General features: G+C 67.2%; 20 protein-coding genes. 12 read left to right on the forward strand and 8 right to left on the reverse strand.

The window, feature by feature from the left end; genetic code table 11:
* Nucleotides 1–164: 164 nt before the first annotated feature.
* Genes H1R19_RS03815 through H1R19_RS03835 form a run of 5 tightly spaced genes read left to right on the forward strand, consistent with a single transcriptional unit; the run spans nt 165 to nt 4,960 of the window.
* Entirely contained in the window at nt 165–1,112 is a 948-nt protein-coding gene (locus H1R19_RS03815; RefSeq protein WP_188329498.1) for an SMP-30/gluconolactonase/LRE family protein, read from the forward strand.
* A 45-nt stretch (nt 1,113–1,157) separates the two neighbouring features.
* The gene (locus H1R19_RS03820) at nt 1,158–2,063 is read left to right on the forward strand and encodes an SDR family NAD(P)-dependent oxidoreductase (protein WP_188329499.1); all 906 of its coding nucleotides are present in this window, start codon (nt 1,158–1,160) and stop codon (nt 2,061–2,063) included.
* 37 nt (nt 2,064–2,100) lie between these two features.
* The gene (locus H1R19_RS03825) at nt 2,101–3,351 is read left to right on the forward strand and encodes a cytochrome P450 (protein ID WP_188329500.1); all 1,251 of its coding nucleotides are present in this window, start codon (nt 2,101–2,103) and stop codon (nt 3,349–3,351) included.
* A gap of 9 nt (nt 3,352–3,360) precedes the next feature.
* Entirely contained in the window at nt 3,361–3,681 is a 321-nt protein-coding gene (locus H1R19_RS03830) for a 2Fe-2S iron-sulfur cluster-binding protein (RefSeq protein WP_188329501.1), read from the forward strand.
* 1 nt (nt 3,682) lies between these two features.
* Nucleotides 3,683–4,960: an NAD(P)/FAD-dependent oxidoreductase gene (locus H1R19_RS03835; RefSeq protein ID WP_219850611.1), complete on the forward strand. Its 1,278-nt coding sequence runs from the start codon at nt 3,683–3,685 to the stop codon at nt 4,958–4,960.
* An 18-nt stretch (nt 4,961–4,978) separates the two neighbouring features.
* Here the strand turns inward: H1R19_RS03835 and H1R19_RS03840 are convergent, their stop codons facing one another.
* From H1R19_RS03840 to H1R19_RS03865, 6 genes are read right to left on the reverse strand one after another with little or no spacing between them, the layout of a single operon-like run.
* The gene (locus H1R19_RS03840) at nt 4,979–5,950 is read right to left on the reverse strand and encodes an alpha/beta hydrolase (protein ID WP_188329503.1); all 972 of its coding nucleotides are present in this window, start codon (nt 5,948–5,950) and stop codon (nt 4,979–4,981) included.
* Nucleotides 5,947–6,684 (reverse strand): GntR family transcriptional regulator, encoded by a 738-nt coding sequence (locus H1R19_RS03845; RefSeq protein WP_188329504.1) that lies wholly within the window; start codon nt 6,682–6,684, stop codon nt 5,947–5,949. The genes H1R19_RS03840 and H1R19_RS03845 overlap by 4 nt, the downstream gene beginning before the upstream one ends.
* Nucleotides 6,684–7,925 (reverse strand): CaiB/BaiF CoA transferase family protein, encoded by a 1,242-nt coding sequence (locus H1R19_RS03850; RefSeq protein ID WP_188329734.1) that lies wholly within the window; start codon nt 7,923–7,925, stop codon nt 6,684–6,686. Before H1R19_RS03850 ends, H1R19_RS03845 begins: the two co-directional genes overlap by 1 nt.
* A 50-nt stretch (nt 7,926–7,975) precedes the next feature.
* On the reverse strand, nt 7,976–9,088 hold the full coding sequence (locus tag H1R19_RS03855) for an acyl-CoA dehydrogenase family protein (protein ID WP_219850612.1): 1,113 nt from the start codon (nt 9,086–9,088) through the stop codon (nt 7,976–7,978).
* Complete coding sequence (locus H1R19_RS03860) at nt 9,085–10,212, reverse strand: acyl-CoA dehydrogenase family protein (protein WP_244970862.1); 1,128 nt, start codon at nt 10,210–10,212, stop codon at nt 9,085–9,087. Before H1R19_RS03860 ends, H1R19_RS03855 begins: the two co-directional genes overlap by 4 nt.
* Nucleotides 10,213–10,241: 29 nt before the next feature.
* Entirely contained in the window at nt 10,242–11,066 is an 825-nt protein-coding gene (locus tag H1R19_RS03865) for an enoyl-CoA hydratase-related protein (RefSeq protein ID WP_219850614.1), read from the reverse strand.
* A gap of 92 nt (nt 11,067–11,158) precedes the next feature.
* On the opposite strand from H1R19_RS03865, the gene H1R19_RS03870 reads away from it, so the two are divergent.
* From H1R19_RS03870 to H1R19_RS03880, 3 genes are read left to right on the forward strand one after another with little or no spacing between them, the layout of a single operon-like run.
* Entirely contained in the window at nt 11,159–12,034 is an 876-nt protein-coding gene (locus tag H1R19_RS03870) for an SDR family NAD(P)-dependent oxidoreductase (RefSeq protein ID WP_244970863.1), read from the forward strand.
* Nucleotides 12,031–12,462, forward strand: a complete 432-nt coding sequence (locus tag H1R19_RS03875; RefSeq protein ID WP_219850615.1) for a VOC family protein — start codon at nt 12,031–12,033, stop codon at nt 12,460–12,462. The genes H1R19_RS03870 and H1R19_RS03875 overlap by 4 nt, the downstream gene beginning before the upstream one ends.
* Nucleotides 12,459–14,057, forward strand: coding sequence for an FAD-dependent oxidoreductase (locus tag H1R19_RS03880; RefSeq protein ID WP_223205140.1), 1,599 nt, complete (start codon nt 12,459–12,461; stop codon nt 14,055–14,057). The genes H1R19_RS03875 and H1R19_RS03880 overlap by 4 nt, the downstream gene beginning before the upstream one ends.
* A gap of 118 nt (nt 14,058–14,175) precedes the next feature.
* Here the strand turns inward: H1R19_RS03880 and H1R19_RS03885 are convergent, their stop codons facing one another.
* Together H1R19_RS03885 and H1R19_RS03890 are read right to left on the reverse strand one after the other, a co-directional pair.
* Entirely contained in the window at nt 14,176–14,973 is a 798-nt protein-coding gene (locus H1R19_RS03885; RefSeq protein WP_188329510.1) for an SDR family NAD(P)-dependent oxidoreductase, read from the reverse strand.
* A 131-nt stretch (nt 14,974–15,104) separates the two neighbouring features.
* On the reverse strand, nt 15,105–15,905 hold the full coding sequence (locus H1R19_RS03890; protein ID WP_219850616.1) for an IclR family transcriptional regulator: 801 nt from the start codon (nt 15,903–15,905) through the stop codon (nt 15,105–15,107).
* A gap of 310 nt (nt 15,906–16,215) precedes the next feature.
* Here H1R19_RS03890 and H1R19_RS03895 point away from each other — a divergent pair, with 310 nt between their 5' ends.
* Genes H1R19_RS03895 through H1R19_RS03910 form a run of 4 tightly spaced genes read left to right on the forward strand, consistent with a single transcriptional unit; the run spans nt 16,216 to nt 21,211 of the window.
* Nucleotides 16,216–17,415 (forward strand): 3-ketosteroid-9-alpha-monooxygenase, oxygenase component, encoded by a 1,200-nt coding sequence (locus tag H1R19_RS03895; protein WP_188329512.1) that lies wholly within the window; start codon nt 16,216–16,218, stop codon nt 17,413–17,415.
* A gap of 43 nt (nt 17,416–17,458) precedes the next feature.
* Nucleotides 17,459–18,643 carry an acyl-CoA dehydrogenase family protein gene (locus H1R19_RS03900; RefSeq protein WP_188329513.1) on the forward strand — a complete coding sequence of 395 codons (1,185 nt, stop codon included), beginning with the start codon at nt 17,459–17,461 and terminating at the stop codon, nt 18,641–18,643.
* 28 nt (nt 18,644–18,671) lie between these two features.
* The gene (locus H1R19_RS03905; RefSeq protein ID WP_188329514.1) at nt 18,672–19,613 is read left to right on the forward strand and encodes a VOC family protein; all 942 of its coding nucleotides are present in this window, start codon (nt 18,672–18,674) and stop codon (nt 19,611–19,613) included.
* Nucleotides 19,610–21,211 carry a flavin-containing monooxygenase gene (locus tag H1R19_RS03910; RefSeq protein WP_219850617.1) on the forward strand — a complete coding sequence of 534 codons (1,602 nt, stop codon included), beginning with the start codon at nt 19,610–19,612 and terminating at the stop codon, nt 21,209–21,211. The genes H1R19_RS03905 and H1R19_RS03910 overlap by 4 nt, the downstream gene beginning before the upstream one ends.
* Nucleotides 21,212–21,230 lie beyond the last annotated feature (19 nt).

The following is a 21,230-nucleotide window of genomic DNA, read 5'->3' on the forward strand; positions in this document are numbered from 1 at the left end:
TCGGGTGGGGGGTCCACTGAATGGGACGGCCCCGGCCGCCCCGCCGCCGAGCACTTAACGTACGTCTGTATGCGGACCTGTGATCCATGTCACGGCGATCATCGGAGCCCGCACCCTCTGTCGCACAACACAACTCAGAAATCCATGCTCCGGAAGGTTCACCGATGACCACTCCTGTCGACGCCGTCGCAGCGGCTGTAGCCGCCGCGGATGCCCCCACGTTCGAGGCCCGCAAGATCGCGACTGGGTTCTCCTGGCCGGAATGTCCGCGCTGGCACGACGGGGCCTTCTGGTTCTCGGACATGTACACCGGGACGCTCAAGACCCTGGACGCAGAAGGCAACGCAACCGTGGTCATCGACGCCACTGGGCGTTCGGCGAACACCGATGTTCCGATCGTTCTCGGCGGGTTCGGGTGGCTGCCCGACGGTCGTCTGATCGTGAACTCGATGCATGAGCAGAAGGTCCTCGTCCACGGCGGCAACGGGATCGACGATCTCAGCGTGTACGCCGACGTCGGCGAGTTCGCGATCAAGGCCGTCAACGACATGGTCGTCGACGCCGACGGCCGTGCCTACATCACCCAGCTCGGCTTCGACATCTTCCAGGGCGAGACACCGATCACGTCGTCGCTGATCGTCGTCGAGCCCGACGGCACTGTGCACACCCCTGCCGGGATTCCGGAGTTGAACTGTGGCAACGGTATCGGGATCAGTGCAGACGGCGCGAAGGTCTTCGTGGCCGAGGTGATGGCACAGAAGATCACCGTGATCGACCGGGCCGCCGACGGAACCCTGTCCAATGCCAGGGATTTCGCCACATGTCCGTTCATGCCGGACGGTATCGGGCTCGACGAGGAAGACGGGGTCTGGGCGGCCATGCCCGGTGGCGGATACGTCGCCCGGTTCACCGAGGACGGTCTGACGGACGCTGTGCCGATGCCGCTCGAAGGCGGGATCGCATCCGCCTGCCTGCTCGGAGGACCCGACCGCAGCACGCTCTACATGACGGTCGGCTACGAGGTCTTCGACTTCGAGAAATCCGCCCGCGAAGCGCTCGGGGGGATCTGGGTCGCCGACGTCAAGAACCACGGCGGCCAGACGCGGCCCTGATCTCCGAACCACCCATCTGTTTCGAATCGATTCGAGGACGACAACATGACAGCACAACTCGACTTCACCGATCGCGTCGTGATCGTGACCGGCGCGGGCCGCGGGATCGGCCGCGCACATGCCCTCCTCCTGGCCTCGCGGGGCGCCTCGGTCGTGGTCGGCGACCTGGGCTCCACCACCGACGGCTCGGGCGTCGAGTCGGGTGACCCGGCTGCCGACGTCGCCGCGGAGATCGTCGCCGCGGGCGGAAAGGCCGTCGCGGTCAGCTCCGACATCACGACCGACGAGGGCGCGGCGGCACTGGTCGACGCCGCCATCGCGAACTTCGGCAGCCTCGATGCCGTGATCAACAACGCGGGCATCGTGCGTGCCGCGCCATTCCGTGAGGTGCCTGACGAGGAGTACCAGCGCCACCTCGATGTGCACTACCTGGGACCGATGCGGGTGCTGCGTGCCGCGTGGCCGCACCTGCTCTCCTCGCCCGCGCCGCGCGTGGTCAACACCATCTCTCAGGCGATGCTGGGCAATCCCGGCATGTCGCACTATGGCGGGTCCAAGGGTGCACTCTTCGGTCTCACCCGCAACCTCGCCCTGGAGGGCCTCGAAGCCGGCGTCAAGGTGAACGCGATCGCACCCGGTGCGGGCACCCGGATGGCCGAGGCCGCCGCCGATACGCTGTCGCCGGAGATCATGGAGTACATGCGAACTCAGCTCCTGCCGGAGCATGTCGCGCCCGTCGCCGCGTTCCTGGTGCACCCGTCATGTGAGGTCACCGGCGAGGTGTTCAACGTCGCCGGCGGCATCGTGAACCGGCTCGCCCTCGTCAACACCACCGGCATCCACGACCCGTCGCTCACGGTCGAGACGGTGGCCGAGCAGTGGGACCGGATCATGGCCATCACCCCCGACGCGATCCCGCAGATCGTCGCGCCGGCGCAGATGCCGGTCTGACCCGCACCGAACACCCCCACAGCACTGGAGTTCTGACATGAGTACCGAAACCACCGCCGGCGCGAGCGACCTGGGCGAGGAGTACACGGTGTACCCGTTCGCGCCCGTGTCCCCGTCCGAGGCGGCACTGCGATACAAGGCGATCGCCGAAGACCGGCCGATGACCAGGATCACGATGCCCTACGGCGGCGACGCCTGGATCATCCACCGGAACGCCGTCGCACGACAGATGCTCGGCGACCCGCGTTTCGTCCGCGAACCCTTTCGTACCGGTGAGCGCGTGGTGCCCTACTTCGTCGAGTTCCCCGACTTCCTCAAGACCACACTGCAATTCGAGGACCCGCCGCAGCACACAAAGCTGCGCAAGCTCGTGCAGAAGTCGATCTCGCCCAAACGGGTCAAGGCGATGCGCGACTCGGCGGTCGCATTCGCGAACACGTTGATCGACGGCATGCTCGCCAAGGGTGCACCGACCAACCTCGTCGACGATTATGCCGTGGCGCTGCCGATCCAGATGCTGGCCAATCTCATCGGAGTGCCGCCGGAGGACCGCCCGAAGTTCCAGAAGTGGAGCTCGGCGACACTCGCGGTCGCGAACATGCCCGAGGAAGAGGCCACCGCCAACATGACCGAACTGGTCATGTACATGATGGCGCTCATCGAGGAGCGAAGGAAGAACCCCCGCGAAGACCTGCTCAGCGACCTCACCAACGCACAGGACAAGGACGACACCCTTTCCGATGGAGAGATCCTCTCCGTCGCACTGGTTCTCATCATCGGTGGGTTCGACAACACGGCCAACTTCATCTGCGCCGGCGTCCTCTCCCTGCTGCACAACCCCGACCAGCTCCGCGTGCTGCTCGAGGACATCGACGGGGTGACACCGACGGCGGTGGAGGAGATCCTGCGACACGGACGCTTCGAACTGAACGGCAAGGTCGGCGGCCCCAGCGGGCTCGTGCCCTTCGTGGCCACCGAGGACGTCGAGCTCGACGGTCAACTCGTGCTCAAGGGGGAGGCGATCATGGGCGACCCCGCGTCGGCCAATCACGACGGAGCGGCGATCGAACACGTCGACACCTTCGACATCCGCCGCGGGTCCAACCCTCACCTGACCCTCAGTTACGGCATGCATCACTGCCTGGGCGCTCCGCTGGCCCGGATGGAGATGCAGGTGGCCATCGCCGAGCTGTTCCGTCGGCTTCCCGAACTGCAGCTCGCCGGCCCGCCGATCATGAACAACGACAACCTGACCCAGCCGATCGTCGACCTTTCGGTCAGCTGGTAGGAGCTCGGTATGCCCAAGGTGTTCTACACACAACCCGGCGGAGCCGTGAAGGTGATCGACGGCACGGCGGGCGACTCGGTCATGGCGACCGCGGTGAAGAACGGTGTCAGTGGGATCGTCGGTCAGTGTGGCGGGACGTTGTCGTGTGCGACCTGCCACGTCTACCTCGACCCCGCCGAGATGGACAACTATCCCGAACCGGTCGAGGACGAGGACGACATGCTCGAATGCACGGCGTCCGACCGGGAGGACAACTCGCGGTTGTCCTGCCAGCTCACGCTGTCCGACGGCATCGACGTCCACGTCTCCATCCCGGACGAGCAGGTCTGAGGTGACCGACGGACTCGACGGCCCCGAGGCGCAGGCCCCGCGCAGTGTCGCGGTGGTCGGCGCCTCGCATGCGGCGGTGCATCTGGCCGACCGGCTGCGGGCGATCGGATACACCGGCGAGATCACCCTGATCTCCCACGAGGACCGTCTGCCCTACCAGCGCCCGCCGCTGTCCAAGGCGATACTCAAGGGCGAGGCATCCGCGGACTCGGTTCTGTTGCGCGACCCGGCGTACTACGCCGACAGCCGGATCGAGCTCCGCACCGGGACCCACGTCACGGGGAGCACACGCGCCGGCGGCCGGTACACCCTCGCGATGAGATGTGAGAACCGCACGGAGACAGACTCATTCGACCGTCTGGTCCTGGCGACGGGCGCACGCGCACGAACCCTCGATCTCCCGGGGTCCGACCATCCCGACGTCCTGGTGCTCCGTGAGATGGACGACGCCCATCGGCTCCTCTCGCGGGTCGCGAAAGGTCCCGTCGCGGTCATCGGCGGCGGATTCATCGGTCTCGAGGTCGCCGCAACCGCACGCGCACTCGGCGCCGAGGTCACGGTGATCGAGGCGGGCGATCGTCTCCTCACACGGGCCGTCGGACCGTCGACCGCCGAGAGCTTGCTCGCCGCCCACCGGTCGATGGCGACCGACGTCGAACTCGGGGCGGTGCCGGTCGAGATCGTCACCGACGACGGACATCTGCGCGGTGTTCGCCTCGATGATGGCCGGATTGTCCCGGCCACAACAGTTCTCGTCGGTGTCGGGGCGATCCCGCGTACCGAACTGGCCGGGCAACTCGGACTGGACGTCGACGGCGGGGTCGTCGTCGACGCCCGTTGTCTGGCGTCTGATGGGCACACACTCGCCATCGGCGACTGCGCCGTCCATGTCTCCGGGACCGGCCGGCGGTTCCGTCTGGAATCGGTCGACAACGCCACCGAACAGGCGAATGCCGCGGCGCACGTGATCGCCGGTCTCGAGGTCCCGTCGCGTGGGGCGCCGTGGTTCTGGTCGGATCAGGGTGACCAGAAACTGCAGATCGTCGGCCTCATCGGCGGGCATACGTCGGCGTTGGTCCGGGTCGATCCCGACCGTCCGCGTCGCCGGGTCGCCCTGTACTTCGCCGACGACGAACTGGTCGCGGCCGAATGTCTGAACTCGCCCGCCGATTTCGTCGCCCTCCGTTCGGCTCTCGGCCGCGGATTCCGTCCGTCGCCGGACATGCTGGCGGACACGTCGGTGCCCCTGAAGAAGCTGCTGGCGCCGGTTCGTACCTGACGCACTCCCGGCGGCCGGTCAGGCCATCGGGTGCGCGAACCGCGCGGCGACGAGTGCCCCGACCTCGACGACTGCGAGGCGGGCCCGGGCCACAGATGCCGTCTGCATGGCAAAGCCGTGTCCGACACCGGGATACCGTATCTGCGCGACGTGTACGCCGGCGTCACGCATCCGGTCTCCGTACGCCTCCACGTCGTCGCGGAGCGGATCGGCATGTCCGACTGCGATGATCGCCGGCGGGAGGCCGGCGAGCGTCTCGGCGAGGGCCGGGGTGCCGTACTCGTCGTCTCGCACCGGATCGTCGCCCAAGTACAGGTTCTTCATCCAGTCGATGTCTTCGGCGGTGAGGAACACGCTGTCGCCGAACTCGCGCATGGACGGGGTGTCCCCGCGGCGCGCGAGGCCCGGGTAGAACAGAACCTGTTGAGCTATCCGCGGCCCGTTCATGTTTCGGCTGCGCAGCGCGGTGGAGGCGGCCAGCCCGCCCCCGGCGCTGTCGCCGCCCACCGCGATCCGTTGCGGGTCGACCCCGAGTTCACCGGCCATCCGGTGCGCCCATTCTAGTGCGGCGTAGGCGTCGTCATTGCCCACCGGGTAGCGGTGTTCCGGGGCGAGGCGGTAGTCGACGTTGATGAGCACTGCGCCGGTGGCGTCGGCCACGTCGCGGGCCAGTCGGTCGAACGAGTCGAGCGTCCCCATGATCATGCCGCCGCCGTGATACCAGAGGAGCGCCGGTGCGTCGACCGTCGGCGCGCGGTGGGGCCGATAGATCCGCAGCGGAATGGGCCCGTGCGGCCCGACGGCGGTCGCGTCCTCGACCGACGCCATGTCCGGACCCGGCGGCCGGACAATCGATTCGAGCATCTCCCTGGTCTTCTCGACGCCTCGCTGCCAGGAGGCGGGAGCTCCCGCCGCGGCCATACGGTCGACGATCGCGGCGACGTCCGGATCCCAGACGGTGCCGGCATCGCGTGTCGGGTTCGTCGTCATCTCGTCCGGCTCCTGTCGGGTCGTCGATGTGCCGAGTCCGGCGGGTTCTTGCCGAGCATCACGCCGGTACTCGTCTCTCCGCCCTTACGGTGGACGTTCATCAGCTCGATCAGCAGTTCGTTGTCGCCGGCGGCAAGTGCATCGACCATGTCGTCGTGCTCGGCACACACCCTGGCGCGCACCTCGGCGTCGTAGAGATACGCTGCGTGGTACGGCATTGCCAGATTCCAGAGCCGCCGCAACTCGGCGACCACCAGGGACAGCGGCGACCGCTCGAACACCGCGAAATGGAACTCCTGGTTGCGGAGTCGCATCTCGAGGATGTCGGCGGTGTCGGCCGCGTCCTCGACGAGATCACGGAGCCTGCTGATCTCGTCCAGGGCTGCGTCGTCGAAGCGTGGCAACACCGCGAGCACCTCCCGCTCGAGTGCGGCCCGCATGAGATAGATCTGATCGAACTCCGACTGATCGAGCCGTGCGACGGTGTAGCCGACGTTGTGCTGGTGCTTGACGAGGCCTTCCGAGGTGAGCTGGCGGAGTCCTTCGCGGACGGGCAGCCGGCTGACACCGAGGCGTTCGGCCATCAGTTCCTGCCGGATCGGTTGTCCGGGAAGGAGTTCGCCGGTGACGATCATCCGCTCGAGTTCGGAGACGACACGATTGGCCGCCCGGGACACCTCGGGCGTGCCCGATCCCGTCGCAACCGGATGCGCGGCCGTCGGATCGCCGCCCATCACCCTTCCTGTCCTGGGTCGCCGAACACGCCCGCCGCGCGTAGCCGGGCCAGCTGTTCGGGGTCGTATCCCATGGCCTCGAGTACCTCGGTGGTGTGCGCGCCCCGGGCCGCTGCCGGTCGCGGCGTCCGATGTGACGAGCTGCTCAGTGAGATCGGCACGCCGACACCGCGATAGTCGTCGGTGTCGATGAAGAGTCCGCGGTGCCGGACCTGCGGGGAGGTCAGGGCCTCGTCGATGGTGTTCACCGAACTGGCGGGCACCCCGGCGGACTCGAGGCGTGCGGCGAGATCCACGCGATCGTACTCGGCGATGCGTTCCCCCAGTGCTGCCGCGAGGACCTCGCGGTGGGCGGAGCGGTCCCTGTTGGAGGCGAAGCGCGGATCGTCTGCGAGATGTGCGACGCCGAGTGTTTCGACCAGCGACCGGAATTGACGATCGTTGGCCGCACTGACGAAGAAGTCGCCGTCGCGCGCGGGAAACACCTGGTAGGGCACGACCGTGGGATGGAAGTCCCCGGTGCGCTGCGGAATTCCGCCGCCCGCGATCCAATTCGCGGCGTGGGGGTGGAGGATCGATACGACGGAGTCGAGCAGGGTCATGTCGACGAGTTGACCGCGGCCGCTGCGTTCACGCGCGAGCAGCGCGAGCAGGATGCCGCTCACGGCCATGTTCGCCGCCACGATGTCGACGATCGGCACGCCCACGCGTAACGGGCTGCCGTCGGGATAACCGTTGATGCTCATCAGCCCGCCGAACGACTGGAGTACCGCGTCGTATCCGGGGAGGCCGCCCATGGGTCCGTCCACGCCGAAACCGGTGATGCGGCAGTAGACCAGGTGGGGATGACGGTCGGCCAGAACGGTCTCGAAGTCGAAGCCCCAGCGTGCCATCGTGCCCGCTTTGAAGTTCTCGATCAGCACATCGGCACCGGCGATGAGATCGGCCAGGATTGCGCGTCCCTGCTCGGTTCGCAGGTCCAGGCAGACGTTCTCCTTGCTGTGGTTGAGGCTGTCGTAGTAGGCACTACTGGCGCCGTCGTCGACGAACGGCGGGCCCCAGCCGCGGGTCTCGTCACCGCTGGGTGCCTCGACCTTGATCACCTCGGCGCCGTGGTCGGCGAGTGTCTGGGCGCAGAACGGTCCCGCGAGCACCCGGCTCAGATCGAGCACCCGGACGCCGGTCAGCACGCCATTGCCGTCGGCGGAGTCCGCGGCGCGCCACGCGCCCCGCGGGCTCACCGCGGGCGACGGGTCGGGGGCGGTGTCGTCTCCGACGGTGAAGGTCGTACTCACGGCGAAGTCCGCTCTGTCGGTGCCGGTTCGGCATGTTCGGGGCCAGGCCCGGATGTGGTGCCGGTGATCAGGTCCCACGGATCGAGCTCGTCATCGAGGATCTGCGCGGCGAGCACACCCGCCCACTCCCGTTCGGTGCCGAAGCGGTCGCGCCATGCCCACAACGCCGTGGTCGAACGTCCGAGCGGATGCTCGGAGGTGAACCCGATCGCGCCGTGGATCTGATGTCCCGCGGCAGCGACTTCGTGGCTGTGCAGCGAGGTGACGACCTTCGCTGCCGCCGTGGCGCTGCGGGCGATCCGCGGATCACTCGAATCGGCTGCGACGGCGCGACGGGCCCCGATCTCCATCATCGTCGTCGAGGCGGCCATCGAGGCCAGTCGCTGCTGGATGGCCTGGAACTTCGTCAGCGGCCGACCGAACTGGGTCCGCTCGGACGCGTACTGCACGGTCCGGTCGCGAACCGCTCCGGCCGCCGCCGACATCGCCGCCGCGTACACCAGGGCGCCGCGCTGTCTCAGCTCCGCCGCGGTGACCGAAGACTCCGCGACGGACATCGCCGGGACCGAGTCCAGCGTGACGGTCCCGATCGAGGCACCCAGGAGATCGCTGCCCACGGTCACCGACACACCTTCGTGGGCCAGCGGAAGAGTCGCCACGAGGGCGCCGGAGTCCTCGTTCTCGGGTAGCAGGACGACGAGCGAGGAGGCGGGGGAGACGTGGACGACATCGCCGACCGTGCACGTCACCCGGATGACGTCGCCGGATGAGTCCACGACGAATCCGGCGTCGGCGACCCCGATCGTCGTGACGTCCTCGCCGAGGCCCAGTCCGATCGTGCCGGACAGCCAGGCGGCGAGCATCGCGTGCTCGATGAACGGGACCAGTGCGCCGCTCGCGATCACGGTGGACAGCACGGCGACCGCATCGGTCGTCTCGCATCCGTGGCCGCCTGCCTCTGCCGGGACGTCGACCGAGGTGAAGCCCGCCGCCACCAGTGCATTCCAGAGTTCGTCGGACACGCCGTCTGCGGGGGTCTCGGTGTCGATCTCGATACGCTCGAGCATCGAGCGGGTGGCGGTGGTCAGTTCGTCGGCCAGTTCGCTCATCGGATCCCCAATCCGCGCGCGACGATGCCGCGCAAGATCTCGTTGGTTCCGCCCCGGAGGGTGAAAGCCGGTGTGTGGAGCACGCTTTGCGCCAGTAAACGTTCGAGCGGTGTTCCGCCTTCGCGGCGTGCGACGATCCCCGAGGCGTTCCGGACCGCGGTCACCAGATCGCCCTCGAAGGTGGAGCCCAGGTCCTTGACCATCGCGGCGAGCACCTCGGGGTTGCGGCCGGCGGAGAGTTCGTCGGCCACCTGCAGGGACATCCCGCGCAGCGCCCACGCCTGAGCGGTGAGCGTGCCCAGGGTCGTCCGCTGCTCGGGCGTCGACCCGTTCTCGCGCAGGTCCCGCGCCCACGCCCGGAGCAGGGGCATCGTGCTCAGGTACCGTTCGGGACCGGAGCGCTCGAAGGCCAGTTCGCCCATGACCTGAGCCCATCCTCGCCCGCGTTCGCCGAGCAACGCGGACTTGTCGACGACCGCGTCGTGGAAGATGACCTCGTTGAAGTGCGCCTGCCCGTCGATGCTGCGGATGGGCCGGATCTCGATGTCCGGGTGGGGCAGGTCGACGACGAGCTGCGAGAGTCCCTGTTGGCGATCGTCCGGGCGGCCGTCGGTGCGTGCCAGCAGCACCATCGCGTGGGCCAGGTGGGCGCCCGTGGTCCAGACCTTGGTCCCGGTGATCGTCCAGGTGTCACCGTTGTCGACAGCGCGCGTGCGGACGGCTGCCAGGTCGGAGCCGGCGTCGGGCTCGCTCATGCCGATCGCGAAAAAGGCCGTACCGGAGGCTATCCCGGGTAGGTATCGCTGTTTCTGGTCGTCGGTTCCGTTCGCCAGGATGCCCGGCGCCATCTGACGGTCGGCGATCCAGTGGGCGGCGACCGGGGCGCCGTGCGCGAGGAGCTCCTCGGTCACCACGAAACGCTCGACGGGGGTCCGGCCGTGCCCGCCGTGCTCGGTCGGAATCGTCATGCCGACCCACCCGCGCTCACCCAGGCGTCGACTGAAGTCGGGATCGAACCCCGTCATCCAGCTGTCGACATCGGGCACGAAGGCGCTGTCGTCGATCTCTTCGCGCAGGAACGCGCGAACCTCGGCACGCAGTGCGGCGAGGTCGTCTGCGGTCACCGCGCGGCTCGTTCCGGAGGTCGTTGCCGTCACTGTTGCGGGCCTCGGGATGACCAGGCCTGCTTGCCCTTTCGGGACATCGACCACATCTGAACGCCGCGTTCGATCTCCAGTGCCGACGACCAGCTGACCGCGGGCGGTCCGAGTTCCAGCCGGGCGCTGGTCATGATCCTGCGGGTCAGCTCCGGATCACGCGCGGCCGGGCCGGTCAGTCCGTCCACGAGCGCCGGTAGTTCGTCAACCGGTACGGCCGCGTACGCGAGGCCGCGTGCGACCGCCTCGGTGCCGGTGAGGTGTTGACCGCACGCGGCCATGGCGATGGTCGTCGACCAGCCCACGGCGCGCCCGAGGAGCGACAGGTGACCCCCGCCGGGGTGGATGCTCCGCGCGAGAAACCCGCTGTCGAGGACCGAGTCCGGCGTGGTGACGAGAACATCGGTGGCCATGGCCAGGTTCAGGCCGGCCCCCACCGCGCCGCCGACGACCACCGAGATGGTGGGTACGGGCAGTGAACCCACCCGGACGAATGCGCCGTAGACGGCAGAGGTACGTGAGACCGCCTCCGGCGAGGCCGGATCCGAGGAGGAGGTGGCCAGATCATGGGTGTCGGCGCCGCTGCAGAAGTACTGTCCCGCGGCATCGACCACCACGGCCCCGATGCTCGGGTCGTGCGCCACCAGGTCGCAGAACTCGTCGATCGCTGCAGCCATGGAGAGGCTGATGGCATTCTTGCGGCGCGGGTTGTTGAGCGTCAGCCGCGCGACGCCGTCGACGACAGTCGTTATCACAGTGGGTGATTCAGTGTCAGCTGACTCGGAGGTGGCGGTTCCGGGATCTATCGGCTCTGAGGTCATGTCGCCGACCCTACAAGATTGGATACAAAATCACATCCAATCTCTCGAACGAGGTCAGGTGGGCGTCCGCTGAGTGGGAAGCCGGACGGCGAGTGTTGCCTTCGTCACTAATGTCCGCAGTCGAGATTCCCGCGCGTTCGGCACGTGAGCGTGAAGACGTCGCTGTTCGATTCGGTCGCATCGTTGCGGCCGGCAAGGAGGAGTACGACATGTTCGATTTGACGGGACGTATCGCGTTCGTGAGCGGTGCGGGGCAGAGCGTCGGCGAAGGGATCGCGAAAGTCCTTGGAAAGCAGGGCGCCTCCGTGATCGTCAACGATCTGCACAGTGATCGCGCGGAGAAGGTCGCGGCTGCGATCGCCGAGGAGGGCAACCGCGCGGTTGCCGCGGCGTTCGACGTGACCGACTTCGACGCGACCCGGGACGGCATCCGAGCCGCCGAGGCCGAACTCGGTGGGCCGGTCGACATCGTGGTGAACAATGCCGGAGTCGCCGAAGGCCGGATCATCAAGCCGTTCCGCGAACTGTCGCCGGAGGACTGGCGGGCCCCCATCGACCTGAACATCTTCGGGGCGATGAACTGCATCAAGGTCGTCCTGGACGGGATGTGTGACGCGGGTTGGGGGCGGATCGTGCAGATCTCGTCCGGGTCGGCGCGCACCGGTCAGAACATCAACCAGACCATGTACGCCACCGGCAAGAGCGGTATCGAGGGTTTCATTCGTCACCTGGCGGCCGAGACCGGCCGGTACGGTGTCACCGCCAACATCGTCGCCCTCGGTCATCAGAAGAACCTCGAGGACAAGATGCCCGCGGACATGATCGAGGCCATCCTGACGACGATCCCGATCGGCCGACTCGGTGATCCGACCGAGGTCGGGGCTTTCTGTGCCTACCTCGCCTCCGAGGAGGCCGGCGGTATCACCGGGCAGACCCTCGACTTCAACGGCGGATCCCAGACGCGATGAGCGTCGCGATCACCCTCTCGCTCACCGCGATCAGAGTCAGCGATCTGGCCCGGTCGGTCGCCTTCTACACCAGCGGATGCGGTTTCGTGATGGAGCGCGAGTTCACCACGCCGAGCTTCACCGCGGCCATCGTGCGCGCGGGTTCAGCCGGCCTCGAACTCATCCTCCCAGCCGAAACAGCCTCCGCGGCCGCGGATCACGGGTCCATGCTGCGTAAGTTCGTGCTCAACACCGATGACCCGGCGGCGGTGATGAGTCGTGCCTGTGCGCTCGGCGGCACCGAGATCACCGCGGCGACCGACCATCCCGAGTACGGGATGACGATCGGTGTGATCACCGACCCCGACGGATACGAGTTGGAGTTCGTCGGACGCCTCGACGCCCCGGGATGTATCGCCGGGCACGAACAAGGAGTGCATCAGAGATGACCAGAGCACGGGGTGCGCAGGGAATGACATGGAACAGCAGTTTCGACGTGGTCGTCGTCGGGTCGGGCGGGGCCGCGCTCGCCGGAGCACTCGCCGCGGTCGCCCGTGGGCTGACCGTGTGTGTGGTGGAGAAGACGGATCGGTTCGGGGGGACCTCGGCCTACTCGGGGGGCAGTGTGTGGTTACCGGGTAACCACGTCCTCGAGCGTGACGGGGTCGACGACTCGGTGGAGGCGGGTCTGACCTACTTCCGCGAGACCGTCGGCGACCGGACCGATCCGACTGTGCAGCGCGCATTCTTGGAGACCGGACCGGTGGTCGCCGAGTTCTTGGAGAACGAGGTCGGCATCCCCCTCGAGCACCGGCCATTCCCGGACTACTTCGCGGCCCCGGGTCGTAAGGACCACGGCCGCAGCATCTTTGCCAAGCCGATCACGGCCGGAGAGGTGGGCCCCCGGATCGACGACATCCGTCCGATGGTCCCCGCCGACCAGTTCGGGATCGAGATGGACCGTAGGGTGCTGGACGGCGGACAGGCGTGGATCGCACGGATGCTGCTGTCTCTCGACGCGTCCGGGCGCGCCGAACTGCACTTGGAGAGCGCCGCCGAATCGCTCGTCTCCGATGGCTCCGGACGCGTCACCGGCGTGGTGGTCCGCACCGCCGAGGGCGAACGGCGACTGCATGCGCGGGGCGGCGTCCTACTCGCGGCCGGCGGCTTCGAACGCAACACCGGACTTCGGCAGGACCTTCAGCAGATGCCGTCCGCCGACTGGACCTCGTCACATCCGTCCACCGGTTCGGGGGACGCCATCGCGATGTTGCGGGATGTCGGAGCGAAACTCGATCTGCTCGACCAGGCGTGGTGGTGCCCGGCCACCCTCTTCCCGAACGGACACGCCGTTTTCACGCTTGGGCTGCGCGCGGGGATCGTCGTCGACGAGACCGGGAGCCGATTCGCCAACGAGCTGTTGCCGTACGACCAGATGGGTCGGGCCCTGCGCGAACGGATGAGGGCCGGCAAGGGTGACGGGTTCTGGTACATCTTCGACGACCGGTTCGGCGACGACCTGCCGGCGATCTGTGCGCCGTTGCCGGATCGGGACGCGATGACCGAGGCCGGGCTGTGGCACAGCGCGTCGTCGATCGGAGATCTCGCGGCAGCAATCGGCGTGGATGCGGAGACGCTCGTCGAGACCGTGGATCGCTTCAATCGGTTCGCCGCCAACGGGATCGATGACGACTTCCGTCGTGGCGAGGATCCCTACGGGCGCTTCTTCCTCGGTGCGCAGACGGCAGCGCAATGTCTGGTGGCGCTCGACGGCTCGCGTTTCCACGCGGTCCGGATGGTCCTCGGCGACCTCGGCACCAAGGGCGGAGCGGTGATCACCGGTGATGGTGCGGTCCTGCGGTCCGACGGGAACGGCGTGGTGGCCGGGTTGTACGCGGCGGGCAACTCGACGGCCTCGATCTCAGGCGAGGTCTATCCGGGTCCGGGAACGCCGCTCGGCTCCGGGATGGTCATGGCCTACCGAGCCGTGGCAGACATGGCCTCGCAGCTCGACGGCGCCAGAGCGGTTGTCGAGCCGGCCTGACCCCGAAAGGCCTGCGGGCTCGGAGTTCCGGGCCTAGAACTCCGCCCCCCAAACTCCGGGCCGTGGTGCTGCGCGATGCGCACCACGGCCCGGCTTCATGTTCGCGGGTGGGTTCGAGTCACATGTGACTGCCGCCGTCCACGCGGACTTCGGTGCCACTGATGAAGGCCCCGTCGTCGGATGCCAGCATGGCGACCACTCCGGCGACCCTGTCCGGGCCCGCCATCCCCGGGATTCTGACGTCGTCGGATTCCGACGGCTCCACCCGTACGACCGGCTGCATCTTCGCGAACAGACTCACATCGGAGTCCTCGGGCAGACCGGGTGCGGCAGTCATTCCGGACGAGATGCTTCCGGGCGCCACCGACACGGCCCGGAGGCCATACTCGGCGAACTCCAACGCGATGGTGTGGGTCATCGACTGCACCCCGCCCTTGCTCGCCGCGTACGCGGCCATGTACGGGTGGGCGAAGCTCGCAGAGGTGGAGCTGAAGTTGACGATCACCCCGCGTCCCGATTCGATCAGCGCGGGCAGGGACTCGCGGATCATGAGGAACGTACCGGTCAGGTTGACGCGGATGATCTGATCCCATTCCTGCAGCGTGACCTGCTCGGTGTGCCCGCTGCGCAGGATTCCGGCGGCATTCACCAGCACGTCGAGCCCGCCGAGATGATCGGTGGCGAACGCGACACCATCGCGCACGGCGGCCTCGTCCCCGATGTCGATGACATGCGTGACGAGCCGGTCCGGTCCGGCGACATCGGCGGCGACCTGCGCGGTCGCGGCCAGTCCGTCGGCCGACACGTCGGCGCCGACAACGGTCGCGCCCTCCGACAACAGGCGGAGCACCGTCGCCTTCCCTATTCCCGAGGCCGCGCCGGTGACCAGGACCCGTCGGCCGTCGAATCGTTGCATCTGTCCTCCTCGTCGATGGCCCCGGGTCGGGGCCGCACAGGGTCTGTGCGCCTCGATGGTGCCTGCGCGAGGAGGCGCCGACGCCCCCGTTTCCCACTCGGTGGGTCGTCGGCGACGCAACGCCGATCGCGTCAGTGCTCGGCGAGATCTGCGGCGACGCAGTGATCCCAGATCTCGCGTGCGGCGATCCGGACCGGACCGAGTAGCTTGCGATGATCGAGCGCGCCGACCGGACCACAGATGGAGAGACCGGCCAGGTTGCCGTAGACGTGGTCCGCCGGCCCGATCGAGACGCCGACGCATCCGATGCCGGCGAAGGCCTCGCCCCGGTCGAACGCCCCGCCGCGATCGCGGATGTGCCCGAGCTCGGTGCTGAGCTGACCGATGTCGGTGATGCTCAGTGCCGTCCGCCGGACGAGCGAACCGTTGTCCTCCAAGTGGAGTCCGCGCGGTGAGTCGCGGTCGGGCGGCGCATCCTGGTTGGCCAGCATGGCCTTGCCGAGGGCCGTGACGTGCGCGGGAAGACGTTGCCCCACCGCGGTGGGGGTGGGCCCCGACCGACGCCCGTTCACCTTCGCGAGGTAGACGCAGTCCCCCTGATCGACGACGCCGAGCTGCACCGTGTAGCCGGTGCGCTGCGCGAAAGCGTGCATCACGGGTCGGGCGCCCTTGAGCAGACGGTTCTGGTTGAGAGCGGCCTGACCCAGTTCGTACGCCTTCACACCGAGCTCGTAGGTCTGTTCGGGTGACCGCGCGAGCCAGCCCGCACCGGCGAGTTGCTCGAGTAGTCGATGGACCGACGACCTGGGCAACTTCGTGCGGGCGGTCACCTGGGCCAGGGTCATCGGACCCGAACCGTTGAACGCCTCGAGCACAGTCGACACCCGATCCACGACGGAGATGGGGGTGTCACCTGTATGTGTCGTCCTCAACTGTCGTGCCCTCCTCGATGTGACACCGGTCACGATACGCGTACGCGATCAGCCAGATCGCAAACGCGCGAACATCGACCGTCGCAGAGGACGCGAACTCCTGTCGCCTCGTGCTCCCGCCCAGCGGAACAACCGCACGTCGGGGCCGGCTGTCGTACTGGGTCAGAAGGGCAGGCGACCGACGGCGGGTTCCGTTCGGCCTCCCATTCGGTGGGAGACGGACATCACAGATAACCCGGGCGTTGCCAAGCTGATCACACTGCGGGACGGCGACCGAGGTCGCCGGAATCCGATCCGATCAGGAGGCCTGATGAGTTCCACAACCGACATCAAAGACGAAGTCAGGGTCATCGACGCCGGGACGCCGCCGGAACGATTCGCCCGCGGCTGGCATTGTCTCGGACTGGCGCGCGACTTCGCAGACGGCCGGCCGCATCAGGTGTCCGCGTTCGGTACCGAACTCGTGGTGTTCGCGGGCGAGGACGGCAAGATCAACGTTCTCGACGCCTTCTGCCGGCACATGGGTGGCAATCTCGCGCTGGGAGAGGTCAAGGGGAATGCCATCGCCTGCCCGTTCCACGACTGGCGCTGGCGGGGTGACGGCAAATGCGCCGGAATCCCGTACGCCAAGCGCGTCCCCCCGATCGCTCGGACGCGGTCGTGGCACGCGTCGGTGGTCAGCGGACAGTTGTTCGTCTGGCACGACCCGGAGAACAAGAAGCCGACAGCCGAACTCGCCATTCCCGAGATCCCGACATACGGCGACCCGGGTTGGACGGACTGGGTGTGGAACTCGATCGAGGTCACCGGTTCACACTGCCGCGAGATCGTCGACAACGTCGTGGACATGGCCCACTTCTTTTATGTCCACTACGGAATGCCGACCTACTTCCGGAACGTGTTCGAGGGCCACACGGCGACGCAGTCGATGCGAACGCGGCCCCGGCCGGATGCGGTGGGAGTCAGCCAGACCACCAACTACAGCCTCGAAAGTCAGTCGGACGCGACCTATTACGGCCCCTCCTACATGATCGACAAACTGTGGAGCGGCGGCCGCGACCACGAGGGTGGCCCGAACATCTACCTCATCAACTGCCATTACCCGATCTCGGCGACATCGTTCCGACTCCAATACGGCGTCATGGTCGAGAAGCCTGCCGGACTCGCCGACGAGCAGGCCGAGCAGATCGCCCAGGCAGTGGCCAAGGGCGTCGCGATCGGCTTCGAGCAGGACGTGCACATCTGGAAGAACAAGTCACGGATCGACAACCCGCTGCTCTGCGAGGAGGACGGACCGGTCTACCAGCTCCGCCGCTGGTATGAGCAGTTCTACGTCGACGTCGACGACGTGACCCCGGAGATGGTGAACCGCTTCGAGTACGAGATCGACACCGAACGCGCGCTGCAGTCGTGGCAGGCGGAGGTCGACGACAACCTCGCCGCCGGGCGCAGCGCCTTCGCGCCGAATCTGACGTCGGCCTCGCCCGCGTCCGCCGACTCGGCTTCCTGACCGCCGGCGCGCGGTCGACCCGACACCACCCCAGGAGAACCCCATGAGCTACGAAGTCCTCGACAAGATCGTCGAGACCGCAGATGAATTACGTTCCGGCGCCGAAGAATCGGAGAGCCTCGGGAGGCTGTCCGATGATGTTGCCAAAGGTCTCAAGCGGTCCGGGATCATCCGACTCCTGCAGCGTAAGAAGTACGACGGGTATGAAGCCCACCCGAGGGAATTCGCCGAGACCGTCATGAAGACGGCGAGCATCTACGGTTCGGCCGGCTGGGTCGGCGGCATCGTCGGTGTGCACCCCTGGCAGCTGGCCTTTGCCGACCCCAAGGTCCAGGACGAGGTTCTCGGCAGTGACTCCGACACCTGGCAGGCGTCGCCGTACATGCCCGGCGGCGTCGCGATCCCGGTCGAGGGCGGATACCGCATGTCGGGTCGGTGGCAGTTCTCGTCGGGTACCGATCACTGTGACTGGATCTTCCTGGGCGCCATGGTGGGTGGCGACGACGGCAAGCCCATGATGCCCCCGACCGGACTGCACGTGATCCTGCCGCGGTCGGACTACGAGATCATCGAGGACTCCTGGGACGTGGTCGGTCTGCGCGGCACCGGCAGCAAGGACATCGTGGTGACCGACGCGTTCATCCCGGAGTACCGCGTGATGAGGTCGCAGGACGTCATCGACGGTGTGGCGGCGAAGGAGTACGGCGTCACCGAGACGCTCTACCGGATGCCGTGGTCGACCATGTTCCCGCTCGGCATCACCTCGGCGACGATCGGCATCTGCGAGGGTGTACTCGCCGCGGGTGTCGACTACCAGCGGGAACGGGTCGGGGCCGCCGGCACCAGGATCAAGGACGACCCGTATGTCCTCCACGCATTGGGGGAAGCGGCATCGGAGATCGACGCGGCGCGGCAGCAACTGCTCAGTAACGTGGACCGCATCTGGGATCTCGTCGACGCCGGCGAGGACGTCGACTTCGAGACGCGGGCAACCGCGCGGCGCAACCAGATCCGCTCGGCCTGGCGTGCAGTCCGCGCGGCCGACGAGGTGTTCGACCGTTCCGGCGGAAACGCACTGCGCATGGACAACCCGCTCCAGCGGTTCTGGCGCGACGCGCACGCGGGCCTGCACCACGCGATCCACGTCACCAGCACGCCCTACCACGCGGCCGCGTTGGCCTCGCTCGGCGCCGACGTCCCGGCGGGTCCACTGCGAGTGATGATCTGAGCCGGCGAATCACAGGGAGCACAACGACATGACAGAGATCAAGGGGCTCGGCTACGTACGGGTTCTGGCCACCGACATGGACCGCTGGCGTGAACTGGGCTACGACGTACTCGGCTTCGCCCCCGGTTCGGGCCCCGAAGAAGACGCGTTGCATTTCCGGATGGACGAACGGCCGTCGCGGATCACCGTCGAGCGTGCGGACGTCGATCGCGTCAGCGCGGTGGGCTGGGAGGTCCGTGACCACCTCGCCCTGCGGCGGTTGACGTCCATGTTCGACGCCGAGGGCATCGAACACACGGAGATGCCGCAGGACCTCTGCGATGCGCGCAGGATCGAAGGCGGTATCTCGCTGAAGGATCCGGGCGGCACACCGCTGGAGATCTTCTACGGGCCCGCTCTCGATCACAGTCCGGTGAACACGAAGTACGGCCAGAAGTTCGTCACCGGTCAGCAGGGTCTCGGACACGTGGTCATGCCGACCACGAACTTCGACGAGTCCTACCGGTTCTACACCGAGACACTGGGTTTCCTTCCGCGAGGTGCCTTCCGCATGCCGTCGCCCCCCGGTGTCGGCCCGCTGCGAATCCGGTTCCTCGGTGTCAACCCGCGGCATCACAGCCTGGCGATCATGCCGAGTCTCGAAGGTCGCGACCCCGGACTGATCCACGTGATGGTGGAGGTCGACGAGCTCGACGCGGTCGGGCGCGCCTACGACCAGGTGATGGCGCGCGACTTCCCGGTGTCCTCGACACTCGGCCGCCATACCAACGACAAGATGGTGTCGTTCTACGTCCGCGTGCCGGGCGGCTGGGACATCGAGTACGGCACCGGCGGGCAGCTTGTCGACGAAAGTTATTACACCGCAGAGGAAATCACCGCCGACAGCTACTGGGGTCACGAGTGGATGTGGGCCCGTGAGGCGAAAGAGGCCGCCCGCAAGGCAGCCGAGGACGAGGAAGTGGCATCGTGACGACCAAAGACTCCGACTACGACACCGTGGTGATCGGCGCGGGGCTGTCCGGTCTCTACGCGGTGTACAGACTCCGCGCACAGGGGCTGAGCGTCCACGGGTTCGATTCCGCCGAGGGCGTGGGCGGGACCTGGTATCACAACCGCTACCCGGGCGCCCGCTGCGACGTCGAGAGCATCGATTATTCGTACTCGTTCGACGACGACCTGCAGCAGGAGTGGACCTGGTCGGAACGCTTCGCCACGCAGGCCGAGATCCTGGCCTACCTCGAACACGTCGCCGACCGGTTCGACCTGCGCAAGCACTATGACTTCCTGACCCGGGTCACCTCCACCGTCTACGACGAGAACACCGCACGGTGGACGATCTCCACCGACACCGGGGTCACCACGACGACCCGCTTCGTCGTGATGGCAACCGGTGTCCTGTCGGCAACCAACCGCCCCGACATCCCGGGCCTCGACCTCTTCGAGGGGGAGAACTACCACACCGGTGAATGGCCGCACGACGAAGTCGATTTCGCAGGTAAGCGCGTCGGCGTCATCGGCACCGGATCGTCGGGTATCCAGTCGATCCCGGTGATCGCGGAGACCGCGCAACAGGTCGTGGTATTCCAGCGCAGCCCGAACTACTCGATCCCGGCCGGCAACCGGCCACTCACCGACGAATCGATCGCCGAGGTGAAGGCGAATTACGCCGAGCGCAGGCGTCTCTCGCGGGAGAGCGGTGGCGGTACCCCGAACTCCCCGTACCCGAAGAGCGCTCTGGAGGTGGACGAAGCCGAGCGCAAGCGCGTGTACGACGAGTGGTGGCACCGCGGCGGTTATCTGTTCGCCAAGGCGTTCCCCGACCAGACGACCAGCCTCGAGGCCAACGACACCGCACGTGAGTATGTCGAGGCGAAGATCCGGGAGATCGTGAAGGACCCGGCGGTCGCCGACATTCTCATCCCGACCGATCACCCGATCGGAACCAAGCGGATCGTCACCGACAGTGGCTACTTCGAGACGTTCAACCGCGACAACGTGACCTTGGTGAACCTGCGCGCCACCCCGATCGAGGAGATCACGCCGCGCGGTGTGCGAACCACCGAGCAGGAGTACCCGCTCGACATGCTGGTCTTCGCCACCGGATTCGACGCGATGACCGGTTCCTTGTCCCGTATCGACATCCGTGGTCGGGGTGGACGGACGATGGCCGAGGAGTGGTCGGCCGGCCCGCGCACCTACATCGGGCTCGCCGTCAACGGGTTTCCGAACATGTTCTTCGTGACCGGAGCCGGAAGCCCGAGCGTGCTCGCCAACATGGTGCTCGGCGCCGAGCAGCACATCGACTGGATAGCAGCGTGTATCGCCCATGTCGACGCGCACAACGCGGCGGCGATCGAGGCGGAGAAGGAAGCCGTCGACGCCTGGGTCGCCGAATGCAACGCCAAGGCTGCCGGAACACTCTTCCCCACCGCGAACTCGTGGTACATGGGCGCGAACATCGAGGGAAAGCCGCGTGTGTTCATGCCTTACATCGGCGGATTCGGCAACTACGGGAAGATCTGCGCGGAGGTGGCCGAGGCCGGCTACAAGGGATTCGTGATCTCGTGAGACGGGAAGACGATGACAC

Source organism: Gordonia jinghuaiqii, from assembly GCF_014041935.1.
Lineage (GTDB): Bacteria > Actinomycetota > Actinomycetes > Mycobacteriales > Mycobacteriaceae > Gordonia > Gordonia jinghuaiqii.